Below are 14,561 nucleotides of genomic sequence, written 5' to 3'. Positions count from 1 at the left end.
TCACCTTACAAACTATATTTATTATTGCTATCTTGCTAGCCAACCACCGTCTACCGCTAGCGTATAACCGTTTACATAACGGGATGCATCAGATGACAAAAATACAACAGGGCCCGCAACATCATCAGGTTCACCCCATCGTCCAGCAGGAATACGCCCCAATATTTCAGCGCTGCGACTTTCGTCATTTCTAAGAGCTTCTGTATTGTTCGTTGCCATGTAACCAGGCGCGATGGCATTCACATTGATTCCGTCTTTTGCCCATTCATTAGCCAATAAACGGGTTAACCCCAGTATGCCACTTTTAGATGCCGTATAAGAGGGAACACGAATACCACCCTGATACGACAGCATAGACGCAATATTCACAATACTGCCACTCGAACCTTGCTTGATGACTTGCTTAGCAAAAGCTTGTGAAAGAAAGAAGACAGATTTCAAATTGACATCCATAACGTCATCCCAATCTTTCTCTGTAAAATCAATGGCATCGTTACGGCGAATAATGCCCGCGTTATTGACAAGCACATCAACTCGGCCAAATGTGATGATGGTTTCGTCTAAGACACGAGAAGGCGTCTCTGAACTGGATACATCCGCCATCACATTTAAAAATTCACCTCCGGCTTCTTTAATTAACTCAGCCGTTTCCACTGGGTTAGTTCGATTGACACCGACAACTTTAGCACCTGCTTTCGCCAGCGCCAGCGCCATCCCCTGACCAAGACCAGTATTGCAACCCGTAACAATGGCCACCTTACCTTCTAGACTGAACATATTTAGCATAGATTACTCTCTTAGCTCCCCGCTCTCAGGAGCTTCATTGACACTTGTTAATGACTGTAGAATAGCATAAAAGAAATATGGTTTTAATTTTGTAAAACACTGTTTTACAATTTATTTTGAAAAACACATAGCAATGGCACCATAGCTATGACGAATTGATATTTCTGTCGTGTTCGTGAAATGTGGAAGGTTTATCTCAGAAGCAGTGCCGCTTACTCATCCGAACTGTGTAAGCGGCACATCGAATATCACTTCATGGCTTTACGAAGGATACGTTTTGATTTTTTCAAGAACGTTTTCGCGGCCTCTTCCACTGTTTTATTTCCGTGGTCCATATCTTGTTGCATCTCTTCGAATAAATCGTGCAACTTCGGATTTTCAAAGTACTGCGACACACCAGACTTCTTAGGTAAGACATTGATATAGTTCAAACCCGCAACGGCCAGATCTTTGTTTTTGATGACACCCTCTGCAACCAGTGTATCGCGAGCAACTTTACTCAGCGGCACACCTCGTTTTAGCCCCATCGCTCTAAACCCGTCTGGATCGTTCAATACAAAATTAATTAACTTCGCAGCATCCTCTGGGTAGTCGGTGTTATTCCCAATAGCAAACATTTGCGCAGGTTTATAAAAAAGCCCTGCATCGGTTGCACCTGTCTTAGTTAAATAGGGTCCTAAGGCCATCTTCATTGGCGGCTTCAAGTTGTCGTTATATTTGTTGATGGCAGAGTTCCACATATAAATTCCCCCCCATTCACCGTTGATCCAAGGCTTATATTCATAAAGGTTCGCGGCACCGAAGGAAGCAATGTATTTACTGCTTGGTATGACATGATTCGCCACCATATCGGCGTACAACTGAAAATACTCGATCATATGCTCTTCGCTGTAGGCGATTCGCTTGTTTTTCTCATCGATAAACGGAATGCCGTATTTTTGAATCATATACGAGCGATTCAATGCCATGATGTCATTTCCCTCTAAAACCATAGGAAAAAATTTATCACCAAGCTTTTCTTGGAATATTGCGCCTGCTGCCATTAACTCTTCCCAAGTCGTCGGGAAATCTAATCCGGCACGCGCCCAAGTATCTTTGTTGTAGTAGAAGATACGTGCTGCCATAGAAATAGGAATGGCATTTTGAACGCCATTTCTCTGGCCAGCTTTCAAAGCGCTTTCGGGAAATTGGGAAAGGTCAATGATGTCGCTGTATTCAGTCAGGTCTTTGTAGCCGTCGCCATCTTTGGAAAAGATCGGCAACCAGTTCCAGTTGGTTTGCATTACATCCGGTTCAGTATTACCTGCGATTTGAGTCGTCAACCGCTCTAGATGACCACCCCAGCCGGTATATTCTGTTTTTACAGCAATATCAGGGTATTTTTTTTCGAACGCTTTTACAGCCGCATTGGTTGCTTCATGACGTGAATTACCACCCCACCATGACATTCGAAGTTCATCAGCTTGAACATAACCTGTAGACATTAAACTTCCACCAATGACTACAAATGACATTATTTTTTTTATTTTCTTCATCGCTTTTCCCTTTTTTATGAATTTATACCTAAGAACTAAAGAGAAATGTTCTCTTCCGTTTTTCGATCAAATGCGTGGCTTTGCGCCATATCGAAGTAGAAAAGTTGCTCTTTACTCTCAGTATTAAGTAACTTCTCTTCTACAATGGAAGTCTGAATACGCGCGCACAGTTCCTGAGAACCCACGGAAAAATACACGTAAAATTCAGATCCCATGTTCTCCATCCGAACAATTGTGCCCTTTACAAGTTGGTCTTTCGCCGAATGCTCATCTGCAAGATGAATGAACTCAGGTCGTATACCCAAGGTAATGTCGCTGGTAATTGCCTTCTTCTTTATTTTCTCTGACTTCGATGCCCCTAAGCACAAACCGAATTCACCAAACTCGACATTCAAACTGCCATCAGCAAGTTCAAAGAAAGATGCATCGATCATGTTCATCTCAGGTGCGCCAATGAATCCAGCCACAAATAAGTTTTTGGGGTATTTGTACAAATTTGCAGGCGTATCCACTTGCATGATAACGCCTTCTTTCATGACACAAATTCGATCTCCCATTGTCATGGCTTCGGTCTGATCGTGCGTCACATAAACCGTTGTTGCAGATCGGTTTGACGATTTAAGCTGCTTGTGCAAATCGGAGATTCTGACGCGCATGGACGCTCGAAGCTTGGCATCGAGGTTCGATAAAGGTTCATCAAACAAAAATACATTTGGACGTTTTACTATCGCTCGACCTACCGCGACACGTTGCGCTTGCCCACCAGAAAGTTGGCGTGGCAACCTGTCCATTAAAGGCGTTAGCTCTAACATTTCAGCCGCTTCATCAACCTGTTTTTCTATTTGATCCGCAGGGACTTTGGCGAGTTTCAGTCCAAAACCGAGGTTCTCTCTGACTGTCATATGTGGATACAAAGCGTAGTTCTGAAACACCATGGCGATTCCACGATCTTTAGGTGCTAGGTTATTTACAACGTCTTTTCCGATACGTACATTCCCGCCAGAAATAGTTTCCAAACCCGCCAGCATACGAAGTGTGGTCGATTTCGCGCAGCCTGAAGGACCAATCATCACCATGAACTCACCGTCTTGAATCTCAAGATCGATGTCGTGTACTGCTTTGAAACCGTTTGAATATACTTTCGCTACTTTTTCTAAGGTCACTTTTGACATAACTCTACTCCTAACCCTTCACGCCGCCGGCAGTAATGCCTTCGACAAAATATTTTTGAGACATAAGGAACACAACGATTGACGGCACGATAGCGATGGAAGACATCGCGAGAATCTCATTCCATTGAGCGCCTTCGGTCACGTCGATAGACAGTTTCAAAGCCAAGGCTATTGGGTATTTCTCAACGCTTGAGATGTAAATCAGCGGCCCAAGAAAATCATTAACGGACCACATGAACTGGAACAAAGCGACGGAAATAATAGCGGGCCTTAGAATGGGCACAATGATGTAGATAAGTAACTGGAACGAGTTACACCCATCAATCATGGCCGCTTCTTCCATATCCGTAGGCAGTCCGCGCAAGAATTGAATCAACATAAAGACAAAGAACCCTTGAGTCGCAAATGCCATCGGTAAATAAAGCGGCAGATAGCTGTCCAGCATTCCCATTTCGCGGAACATCAAATACTGTGGGATCAACAATACTGAGCTAGGCAATAATATCGTCGCAATCAAAGTGACAAACCAAAATTTCTTATATGGAATTTCAAATCGAGCAAAACCATAAGCCACAATGACAGACGAGATGACCGTCAGGATGACTTTTGGAATAACGTACATAAAGGTGTTCCAGAAGAAGCGCCCAAATGTGTATTCCGTACCCGTTTGCCAGCCATTAATGAAACCATCCATTGAGAACTCAGACGGCCACAAACTCAATGATGTAAAAATTTCGTAGTTCGGTTTAAAGGCCGCTGAAAACATCCAGACCAACGGGTACAGCATGACCGCACCACACAGGATCAGAATGACGTAACGAAAAAATGCACCTATCTTTTGCTTACGCAGTGTCTTTATTGCCTCTGCACTTAAGCCTTCTTGGCTCTTTTGCTGATCGGCAAAGATCCGAGATATCATCATTTTCCACCTTTATCCCCTGAGTAAAACACCCAGTATTTTGACGATTTGAATGAAATTGCGGTAAAGATTGCTACGACAATAAACAACACCCAGGCGAGCGCACTGCCGTACCCAAGCTCAAAGTGCTTAAAGGCCGTTTCGTAGATATAGAGCGAAAACAAATACGTTGCTTTTGCAGGTCCACCTGCCGTAATAACGTATGGCGCAGTGAACTCCTGAAACGCTTGGGTTGTCTGCATGATGAAGTTAAAAAAGATAACGGGCGTGATAAGCGGAATGGTTATTTTGGTAAACATTTGCCATTTCGATGCGCCATCAATCATTGCGGCTTCATATTGCGATTGAGGGACGTTCTGCAAAGCCGCTAGAAATATGACCATGGCAGAACCAAACTGCCACACTCGTAAAAGCGTGACTGAGAACATGGCAAAAACGGGTTCACCAAGCCAAGAAATGGGTTCAATGCCAAACACGCCGATAAAGCTATTCAGCAAACCATCTAGCGAAAAGATCGCCCGCCAGAGAACAGCGATCGCCACACTACTGCCTAAAATAGACGGTATATAGTAAGCGGTACGGAAGAACTTGATGCCTCGCAGCTTAAAGTTCAAAACAAACGCAATGAACAGTGCAAAAGCAAGTTTTAATGGGATGGTTAAGAATACGTACGCAAAGGTCACCCACATAGACTGATAGAAGGTGTCATCTTCTAACATGTACTCGTAGTTATCCAATCCGACGTACTCGGGAGTGTTGATCAGGTCATATTCAGTAAAACTGATGATCAATGAAGAAATAAACGGAAACGCTGTAAAGACAATGAGTCCGATTATATATGGGCTGATATAGGCTAAACCTAATCTTCTATTTTCGTACATGATTTCCAACTCTTAGTTATTTTTATGCGCAGTTGAAATTACATACTAGGAAGGGATTTTTATTTTTGCAACAGAAAAACAATAAAAATAAAAAGACGTTTTAATTTTTTTATTTTCGTTCTACACTTTTAAAATAATTTATACAGTTAGACAAAATAATTTAGACCAGCATCCGCTGTCTCTATAAAACCATCCAAACAATAACAAGAGAGGATTTTATGGCGATCGGAAACACCGTCCAGCTTTCGTTTAGCACTTATTCGGATCAATCCACCGGAAACAAAGTTACTCAACTCACCCCAAATGACGCGGTGTGTCACCGTAATTACTTTTATCAAAAATGCTTTTCCGATCGCGGAAATAAATTGTTATTTTCGGGTGATTTTGATGGCCCTTGGAATTACTACTTGATGGATTTAGAGGCGCAATCAGCACTGCAGCTAACGGAAGGCACAGGAGACAACACCTTCGGTGGGTTTATTACGACTCAGGACGACGCTCTTATTTTTATGAAAAATAACCATGCCTTGATTCGAGTTGACATAAAAACACAAGAACATCACGTAATCTACAAAGTTGAAAAAGGCTGGGTTGGATACGGTACTTGGGTCGCTAACCGAGATTGCACAAAAATAGTTGGGATCGAAATAAAAGCCGAAGATCATATGAAGTTAAGCGACTGGAAAAAATTTGCGGAGTTTTATCATAAAAAGCCTCGCTGTCGCTTGATCTCAATTGACATGAAATCAGGAGTAAGAAGTGTCATCTTAGATCAAAATGTCTGGATGGGGCATCCTCTTTATAGACCATTCGATGATAATACCGTCGCCTTCTGTCACGAAGGGCCACACGACCTGATCGATACTCGCATGTGGTTTGTAGATGAAGACGGATCAAACGTACGTAAGGTCTATGAACAAGGTGCAGAAGAATCGTGCACACACGAATTTTTTGTACCCGATGGCTCCAAAATGATGTTTGTGTCTTACACCCGTGGAGAAACAGAACGTTGGCTCTACTCTGTCGATCCAGAAACGCTAGAAGAAAAACAAGAAACCATCATGCCTGCCTGCAGCCACCTTATGAGTAACGATGATGGCTCTTTGGTTGTCGGTGACGGTTCAGGTACGCCTGTCGATGTAGCAGATTCATCAGGGCACGAGCTTTCAAACGACGACAATATTTACGTGTTTGACCTAAAAGCAGGCACATCGAAAGCGGTTTGCCAGCACAAAACCAGTTGGGAAGTGTTGAACAACAGCCGTCAAGTTAACCATCCTCATCCATCCTTTACACCAGACAGTAAAGGCGTTCTATACAGCTCAGACATGAACGGCACGCCTGCGCTGTACATCGCCACTCTATAAAAAAACCACGATAAAAAAGGGATAAAGGAAAAGGAAAAAGGAAAAGGAGTAACGGAAACGGTATCGCAGAAAAGAGGTAGAACATAAAAAGCCCTTTTGTTGAAAAAGGGCTTTTAACTGAATGGCAGCTCACTCTCTTGCCCTCTATGTAGATTTCTTCTTTTAGAGGGCCTTTTTATGTCTATTTCTGAGCTATTTTTCAGGTCTATGCTTCAGGATCAGCATACCGTTGATCTAGACTAAAAGGTTTTCTGGGCCAAACGAGAATGGAAGCAAGTCGTTCATCAAAAACGTTTTGCGCACACCTTCTGGGCTGCAAATATGTATTTGAGTTTCTGCTGTCGCAAACTCTCGAATTCGTTGTCGGCAGCCACCGCAAGGAGTAACAAGCTCGTCGCCCATCCCCATCACATAAATAGTACGAATCTTGGTTTCACCTGCACGCACCATTGAGGCAATGGCACCTGCTTCTGCACATGTTCCTTCGGGATAGGATGCATTTTCAACATTACATCCAGAAAATAACGCACCGGATTCCGTTTCGATTGCCGCACCTACATGAAATTTTGAATAAGGCACATACGCCTTATTCATCGCTGCGTTTGCCAAATCCAATAGCTTTTTTTCTAACATGTGTGATTCCTCAACCAATCCACCTGCGTTTGCAGATGGATCAATAGATTAATCGAGCTAAATTACGCTCGCTCTTTGACGTAAGGACGACCTACAGCTTTAGGGCCAACCGCTTTACCAATGAACCCTGCCAACAACAATACCGTTAACACATAAGGAAGCACTTCAATCGCCTGTACTGGAATTTCACCGATTCCCGGTACAACCACGCCTTGCATTCGAACCGCAACCGCATCCAGAAAACCGAACAACAAACAAGCAAACATCACAGGAACAGGTCGCCATTTACCAAAGATCAGCGCGGCTAAAGCCATATAGCCTTTACCTGCGCTCATGTCTTTTAAGAAGCCTGCATTATGCGCAGTAGACAAATAAGCGCCTGCAATACCACACAACACACCACAAATAATCACGGCGCGATAACGAATAAACGCAACAGAAATCCCTGCTGTGTCCACCGCATGAGGGTTTTCTCCCACTGCGCGTAGACGCAGTCCAAAACGTGTTTTAAACACAACCCAATACGTCGCTGGTACAAGAGCAAATGCCAAGTACACCAAAATATTATGACCACTGATCAGTTCAGAGTAGATCAGCCCGATGACAGGCACATCTGCAAGCGCGTCAGCAAAAGGTAATGTGATCGCAAAAAAGCGTTCATCGCCCGACAATGCCGGAGTCTGCCCACCCATGCTAAACCAATCTAACCCCAGTGTTATTGTTAGACCTGCGACCACGGTGTTGATCGCTACACCCGATACAATATGATCTCCGCGGTGAGTGATACAGGCAAAACCATGAACCAAGGCCAAACCAACGGATGCAATAATAGCGAAGCCAAGACCAATCCAAGCAGATCCAAACACGCTCGCGGCTGCCGCTGCGGCAAATGCGCCGCCGAGCATTTTTCCTTCTAAACCAATATCGACAATACCCGCTCGCTCAGAAAACAAACCGGCTAATGCCGCCAAAATTAAAGGTGTAGACACACGTAATGTTGCGTCCAGAATCAGAATTAATGTTTCAAACATACCCTTTCCTCCTACGCTGCTTTACGAATGAATAAACCTTCGACGCGATCTTTAAGCATATGCTCAAGCGCACCGGAGAATAAAATAACCAAACCCTGAATCACGACAACGATTTCGGGCGTAATAGTCGGCATTTCAAATGCTAACTCCGCTCCGCCTTGATAAAGAGCACCAAACAAAGTCGCCGACAAGATAATACCAATTGGGTGATTTCGCCCCATTAACGACACTGCAATGCCTGCAAAACCGTAGCCTGCGGTAAAGTTCAGCAATAGATTGTGGTTAACACCCATGATTTCGTTAATTCCTACAAAGCCTGCTAAGCCACCTGAAATCAGCATCACCCAAATAGTGACTTTGGCATTATCAATACCAGCATATTGTGCCGCTGTCGCATTGGTTCCTAACGTACGTAGTTGATAGCCCCAACGCGTATGCCAAATCAGCCCCCAAATAAACGCACAGCAAATCAGCGCTAAAATAAACGCACCGTTTAACGGTGAATCACTGATGTTGATGCCTAATGGAGATAATATTTCATGCATGTACGGCATCCAGGCATTTTCAGCGAATGTTCGGCTATTTGCAGCCATACGCCCTTCTTCTTTCAGCCAGTTCACCAGTAAATACACCATTAAAGAGGAGGCAATGAAGTTAAACATAATGGTGGTAATTACGATATGACTGCCACGGCGAGCCTGAAGATATGCTGGAATATAGGCCCAAGCAGCACCAAAGACCGCAGATGCAATAACAGCCAAAGGCAAAATCACAATGAATGGCATACTTGAATCAAGCCATAGGCACAAAAGACCAACACCAAGCCCGCCAATATAAGCCTGCCCTTCTCCACCGATATTAAAAAGACCGGCTTTAAAAGCAATCGATACAGCAAGACCCGTGAAAATCAGGTTCGTAGCATAGTATAAGGTATAGCCAATGCCTTCTTCGTATCCGAACGCACCGTAAATAAGATACCCAGCAGCTTCAATTGGGTTTTCGCCAATCGCTAAAATGACCAACCCTGATACTGCGAAGGCTAGCAAAATGTTAATCAGAGGAATCAGTCCGACATTGACCCAAACTGGAACGGAGGCTTGCTTCATTCTGATGCTCCTTCTTCGTTAAAGGCATTGGCCATCATCAGACCCAAAGTACGTTCATCCGCTTCACTTGCTGGCAATTCACCAACAATTTCCCCATCAAACATTACAAGTATACGGTCACTCAGGGCCATAATTTCGTCTAACTCCACAGACACTAACAAGATCGCCTTATCAGCAACCCTTAGCTTTATAATTTGTTCATGAATATTTTCAATTGCGCCAATATCAACACCGCGTGTTGGCTGCCCAACAAGCAAGACATCTGGGTTTTTCTCGACTTCACGAGCAATGACTATTTTTTGCTGATTACCGCCGGAAAAATTGGCTGTTTTTAAATGGGGGTTCGGTGGGCGAACGTCCCAACTCTCCATACGCTCATTACACTCGTTAAGCATGGCTTTACGGTTGAGCAGTATTTTTCCGTTGTAGTCAGGATCATTGTGGTAACCAAGAATGGCCGCTTCATAGGCCTCAAACCCCGTTACCAAGCCCATTTTATGACGATCTTCTGGAATATGCCCCATTTTCAAATCGCGCATTTGAGCTGCATTTTTTGGTGATTTGGGCGTGATCACTTCACCGGCCATATGCACTTCACCCGAAGACATAGGGGTAATGCCAGATAACACATTGAGTAATTCACTTTGTCCGTTGCCAGAAACACCCGCTATACCAACGACTTCACCAGCACGTAATTCAAAATTGATATTTTTCAGACGTGTTACGCCTTGCGAATCGACATAGGACACATTTTTCGCAGCCAGTTTGACATCGCCCGGCTCGGCTTCGTCTTTGAGTACTTTTAGACGAACTTTTTTGCCAACCATCAATTCGGCTAATTCTTCTTTGTCCGTTTTCGCAGTTTCACGATGTGCAACCATTTGACCTAAACGCATTACCGACACGTTATCCGTAGAGGCCAATATTTCTCGTAATTTATGAGTGATCAGAATGACTGTCACACCCTGTTGCTTTAGTGCATCCAATATACGAAATAAGTGATCTGCCTCTTGGGGAGTCAGTACACCCGTAGGTTCATCCAATATCAAAATGCGGGCACCGCGATAAAGTGCTTTTAGAATCTCTACGCGCTGTTGTAAACCAACAGGAAGATCCTCCACAACCGCGTCTACATCGATATCAAGGCTGTATTCTTTTTCTAAACGAGCGAGTTCTTTTCGAGCAGCATCCATACCACCTTTCAAAATGGTACCGCCCTCAGCACCTAACACCACGTTTTCTAGAACGGTAAAGTTTTCAACCAACATAAAATGTTGATGTACCATACCGATCCCTGCTTTTATCGCATCCTGAGAGTTTCGAATATTGACTTCTTGACCATCAACTTCGATCGTACCCGTGTCTGCCTCGTAAAAGCCGTAAATGATGCTCATTAAAGTTGACTTGCCAGCACCATTCTCACCGATAATTCCGTGAACAGTACCCGCAGGAACCTGCAAATTAATGTCTTTATTTGCTTGAACAGCGCCAAAGCGTTTTGAAATGCCACGCAACTCTATTGCGTATGGATGTGTCGGTTTATTCATAACTTATTAATAATTTGTTATCGCTCTGTTAGTTTAGAAGCCACTTTTTAAACTCGTTGCGTTTTTAACAGACTTAGCAGGCTGCTAGGTAAAGCCACTTCTCATTCAATATTTCTTAGGATTCTCGCTTATATGACTATCCGCCGTCAGGGTTAATAACAAAACTCGATGACAGTTTAAATATTGAATAGACAAGCGTCGCTTTAAGTAGCCAAAATTTAGCTTATCAGATGTAAGCTGAAGATAAAAAAACAGCCGTACACGTGAAACACGGACGGCTGTTTTCTCTTAACCAATTAGAAAGTACAAGAATTGGTTGCCATGTAGTCATGAACTTTGATTTCACCGCTTACGATTTTCGCGCGGATATCGCTCATTTTAGCCTTCATTTCATCGGTAACGTCAGCCTTATTATTGTCATCATAAGCCCAACCTACACCGTTTTCAGCTAAACCAAGTACGGTCATGCCTGAAGTCCAAGTACCTTTAGCTGCGGATTCGTAGGTATTGTAAGCAGCTTGGTCAACACGCTTAACCATAGAAGTCAGCATGACACCTGGATGCAAATAGTTTTGGTTTGAATCTACACCAATCGCATATTTGCCTGCATCAGCGGCTGCTTGATAAACACCGATTCCGGTACCACCAGCGGCAGCGAAAACAACGTCAGCGCCTTGAGAGAACTGACCTTTAGCAAGCTCAGAACCTTTTGTAGGGTCGTTGAACGCTGCACCAGTCGATCCAGTCATGTTTTGAATAACAGTTGCGTTTGGAGTGATGTATTTTACACCTTGCTCATAACCACAACCGAATTTGCGAATTAGAGGTATGTCCATACCGCCAACAAAGCCAATTGTATCTGTTTTAGACTTCATTGCAGCCAAAGCACCAACAAGGAACGAACCTTCGTGCTCTTTAAATACGATAGACTGTACATTTGGAAGGTTGATCACACCATCAATGATAGTGAAATGAATTTCAGGGAAATCCTTCGCGACTTTCTCAACCGCAGAAGTTTGGTTGAAACCTACTGCAACGATTGGTGAGTAACCACGTTTCGCAAGACGACGAAGACCTTGCTCAACTTGCGCTTCATTTTTAGGTTCGAATTCACGAACTTTAATACCTGTATCCGCCGTGTATTTTTTCGATCCTTCGTAAACACCCTGATTGAAGGACTTATCGAATTTACCCGCTTTATCAAATACGACAGCTGGACCTGCATCTTTCGCATAAGCGGAAGATGCAGCGATTGCAAACGCAGTTGCAGACGCTAAAAAGACACCTTTCATTCCAATTCCTCTTGTGATTTTTTGGTCTTCGACAACTCTGATTTCAGAGCCTGCCTAATCGGTCAAAAATAAACTGATTGTTAACTCAAAGCAATGCTATTGTCATTTAATGTGTAAAAAAAGCGTTCTTTTTTTGCTTTTAACACGATAAATTCATAAAAATGACATATTTCTACTATTGCATTTATGCCTTATGGCATGTGCAATTTTCCGTATACCATCAGAATCAAGTTATGCCTGACAGTTGTTACAATATACCGTACTTCGCTGCCCTAAACGGATTTCTTTTAGCAATATTGAGCACTCAATGCACGGCTTACCGGCACGCCCATATACGGCTAACTCCTGTTTAAAATACCCAGGTTTTCCATCTCCACCCACAAAGTCTTTTAACGTTGTTCCTCCCTGCTCAATTGCAGCAGACAAAACCATTTTTATCGACGATACAAATTTCTCAAAACGAGCCAGGCTAATGTTGCCCGCTGCTCTTTTTGGATGAATTCCAGCCTTAAATAGCGCCTCATTCGCATAAATATTGCCCACACCAACAACAACCTTGCTGTCCATGATGAACATTTTTATCGCTTGCTTTCGCCCTTTTGCTCTTTCGTACAGGTATTTTGCATTGAACTCATCAGTAAGCGGTTCAGGCCCCAAACTCTTAAGCAATTCGTGTTCCAACCAATCACCTTCTTGCCAAAGCATGGCTCCAAACCGACGAGGATCTGTATAGCGCATCACAATTGGAGAGCCTAAAAGCTCAATGTCGACGTGATCATGAAACAGCGGCGGCGTTCCCACATCGACAAAATACAAACTACCAGACATACCTAGGTGAATGATTAATGTTCCTGCTTTGGTATGAACACCGATGTACTTCCCTCGCCTAGAAACGCCTTCTACTTTTTGTCCTACCAGAGCGTTTACAGCGTCAGGAATTGGCCAACGCAGTTTAGGCTGACGAATAACAAGATGTTGTATGGTCTTATTTACAATATTCGGCTCGATCCCACGCTTTGTGGTTTCGACTTCGGGAAGTTCTGGCACTAAAGGCTCCTACAATCTAATACTTATTTTCATGAGATTATAATATGCGTTGCCTGTTGTTCACACAGTCGTCTTATTAATCGTTTTTCTAGTAAGTGCATCAGCCAACGAGATTTAACGACCCTGTAATCAAATAGCGAATTAACTCTTGCTGAGAGCTCACATTTAGCTTTGAAAAAATCGATTTGAGCTGACTCCTGACCGTCTGTTTGGAACTCCCTCTAACAGAAGTAATGTCATTCAACGTACTGCCACCTAATAAGAGGATGACAATCTCGGCCTCAGCCTTCGTCAAAGGATAAATCGCTTGTAACATCTCCACTGAAACAAATGAGGCAACAAGGGGATGAGAGATATACAAAGGCACAAGATCAGGACTATAAAGAGAGCTTTCTACAGGAGAGGGGGCAATAGTAACAGACAGCGGATGCTCATTTAGCGACGGAAATAGAATGGGAGAATGGTGCACAGACACATCTTTACCATCGTCTTCTGCGGCTTGAATCACCAATGACTTTAAACGCTTAAGACTTTCAGTATCAGCGCCCAGCAACGAATTGTTCTTAGAGATACTCAAGCCTAGATCGTGCTTCATCAATGAATACGCTAAATCATTTTGATAATGTACTTTTAGAAAAGCATCGACTAGCACAATACCCAATGGCACCTTGGAGAGCAGGTGCACCAAAATGGCTTCCTTTTGTTTAAGACGCTCTAATATATCCGCTGTTTCAAAGACTCTTCGAAAATGAGAATAAAGCCTTTCCAGCACCTTCACCTCATCCTTCGAAAATTGCTCCGATTCCATTCCTCGATGAATACCGATACCGACAAAGTAATTCTCGTGGTTACAGATATTGAGTGCAGCAATATAACCTAGATTCGCTTTTAACAATATTTTATCGTAAAAATCGACATGCTCAGTACGTGAGACGTTATGATCAATCGCGGCTCTCGCTGCGCCTTCCGGCAGCGGTATCATCACCGTTGCCGTAGCGTCTAAGGCTCCAAGCTGCTTGTATTTTTCAATATATTCTTCAGAAATGTTATAGACACCAAGAGCCCGAAATATTCGCTTTTTATGATCTAAGAAAAATAACCCGCCGCTCTTTGCTCGTAATAAACGACATAGACCTTCAAGCGGTTTATCCCAATTTTGGTGATCAAAACCATACGCATATATGTCTTCTATCACTTGAAGAAGATGTGAATCATTAAAATCTTGATGATGTGACACAGCAATCT

At 43.3% G+C, this 14,561-nt stretch carries 13 protein-coding genes; 1 reads left to right on the top strand and 12 read right to left on the bottom strand.

What is annotated here, in order from left to right:
* Positions 1-27: 27 nt before the first annotated feature.
* The 5 genes from kduD to DFP79_RS16055 form a co-directional block, all read right to left on the bottom strand.
* The gene (kduD, locus tag DFP79_RS16075) at positions 28-786 is read right to left on the bottom strand and encodes a 2-dehydro-3-deoxy-D-gluconate 5-dehydrogenase KduD (protein ID WP_133504965.1); all 759 of its coding nucleotides are present in this window, start codon (positions 784-786) and stop codon (positions 28-30) included.
* A gap of 248 nt (positions 787-1,034) precedes the next feature.
* Complete coding sequence (locus DFP79_RS16070; protein ID WP_208111447.1) at positions 1,035-2,321, bottom strand: ABC transporter substrate-binding protein; 1,287 nt, start codon at positions 2,319-2,321, stop codon at positions 1,035-1,037.
* 35 nt (positions 2,322-2,356) lie between these two features.
* Positions 2,357-3,493 carry an ABC transporter ATP-binding protein gene (locus tag DFP79_RS16065; protein WP_133504964.1) on the bottom strand — a complete coding sequence of 379 codons (1,137 nt, stop codon included), beginning with the start codon at positions 3,491-3,493 and terminating at the stop codon, positions 2,357-2,359.
* Between the two features lie 10 nt (positions 3,494-3,503).
* Positions 3,504-4,415 carry a carbohydrate ABC transporter permease gene (locus DFP79_RS16060; protein ID WP_243730298.1) on the bottom strand — a complete coding sequence of 304 codons (912 nt, stop codon included), beginning with the start codon at positions 4,413-4,415 and terminating at the stop codon, positions 3,504-3,506.
* Positions 4,412-5,293, bottom strand: a complete 882-nt coding sequence (locus tag DFP79_RS16055; RefSeq protein WP_133504963.1) for a carbohydrate ABC transporter permease — start codon at positions 5,291-5,293, stop codon at positions 4,412-4,414. The genes DFP79_RS16060 and DFP79_RS16055 overlap by 4 nt, the downstream gene beginning before the upstream one ends.
* 218 nt (positions 5,294-5,511) lie before the next feature.
* Between DFP79_RS16055 and DFP79_RS16050 the strand changes: the two genes are divergently transcribed.
* Positions 5,512-6,660, top strand: a complete 1,149-nt coding sequence (locus tag DFP79_RS16050) for an oligogalacturonate lyase family protein (protein ID WP_133504962.1) — start codon at positions 5,512-5,514, stop codon at positions 6,658-6,660.
* A gap of 234 nt (positions 6,661-6,894) precedes the next feature.
* Here DFP79_RS16050 and cdd read toward each other — a convergent pair whose 3' ends face one another.
* The 7 genes from cdd to DFP79_RS16015 form a co-directional block, all read right to left on the bottom strand.
* Positions 6,895-7,293: a cytidine deaminase gene (gene cdd / locus DFP79_RS16045; protein ID WP_133504961.1), complete on the bottom strand. Its 399-nt coding sequence runs from the start codon at positions 7,291-7,293 to the stop codon at positions 6,895-6,897.
* Between the two features lie 62 nt (positions 7,294-7,355).
* Positions 7,356-8,324, bottom strand: coding sequence for an ABC transporter permease (locus tag DFP79_RS16040; RefSeq protein ID WP_133504960.1), 969 nt, complete (start codon positions 8,322-8,324; stop codon positions 7,356-7,358).
* 11 nt (positions 8,325-8,335) lie between these two features.
* Complete coding sequence (locus DFP79_RS16035; RefSeq protein WP_133504959.1) at positions 8,336-9,430, bottom strand: ABC transporter permease; 1,095 nt, start codon at positions 9,428-9,430, stop codon at positions 8,336-8,338.
* Positions 9,427-10,977, bottom strand: a complete 1,551-nt coding sequence (locus DFP79_RS16030; protein ID WP_133504958.1) for an ABC transporter ATP-binding protein — start codon at positions 10,975-10,977, stop codon at positions 9,427-9,429. The genes DFP79_RS16035 and DFP79_RS16030 overlap by 4 nt, the downstream gene beginning before the upstream one ends.
* Before the next feature lie 296 nt (positions 10,978-11,273).
* Positions 11,274-12,269, bottom strand: a complete 996-nt coding sequence (locus DFP79_RS16025) for a BMP family lipoprotein (RefSeq protein ID WP_133504957.1) — start codon at positions 12,267-12,269, stop codon at positions 11,274-11,276.
* A 231-nt stretch (positions 12,270-12,500) separates the two neighbouring features.
* A complete protein-coding gene (gene mutM / locus DFP79_RS16020; RefSeq protein WP_133504956.1) occupies positions 12,501-13,316 on the bottom strand; it encodes a bifunctional DNA-formamidopyrimidine glycosylase/DNA-(apurinic or apyrimidinic site) lyase in 816 nt (271 codons plus the stop codon).
* 100 nt (positions 13,317-13,416) lie between these two features.
* Positions 13,417-14,553 carry a helix-turn-helix transcriptional regulator gene (locus DFP79_RS16015; RefSeq protein ID WP_133504955.1) on the bottom strand — a complete coding sequence of 379 codons (1,137 nt, stop codon included), beginning with the start codon at positions 14,551-14,553 and terminating at the stop codon, positions 13,417-13,419.
* Positions 14,554-14,561 lie beyond the last annotated feature (8 nt).

It is taken from the genome of Marinomonas balearica (assembly GCF_004362145.1).
In the GTDB taxonomy this organism is placed as follows: domain Bacteria; phylum Pseudomonadota; class Gammaproteobacteria; order Pseudomonadales; family Marinomonadaceae; genus Marinomonas; species Marinomonas balearica.
The sequence above is the reverse complement of the archived record's forward strand: the minus strand, read 5'-3'. Positions and strand labels throughout refer to the sequence as shown.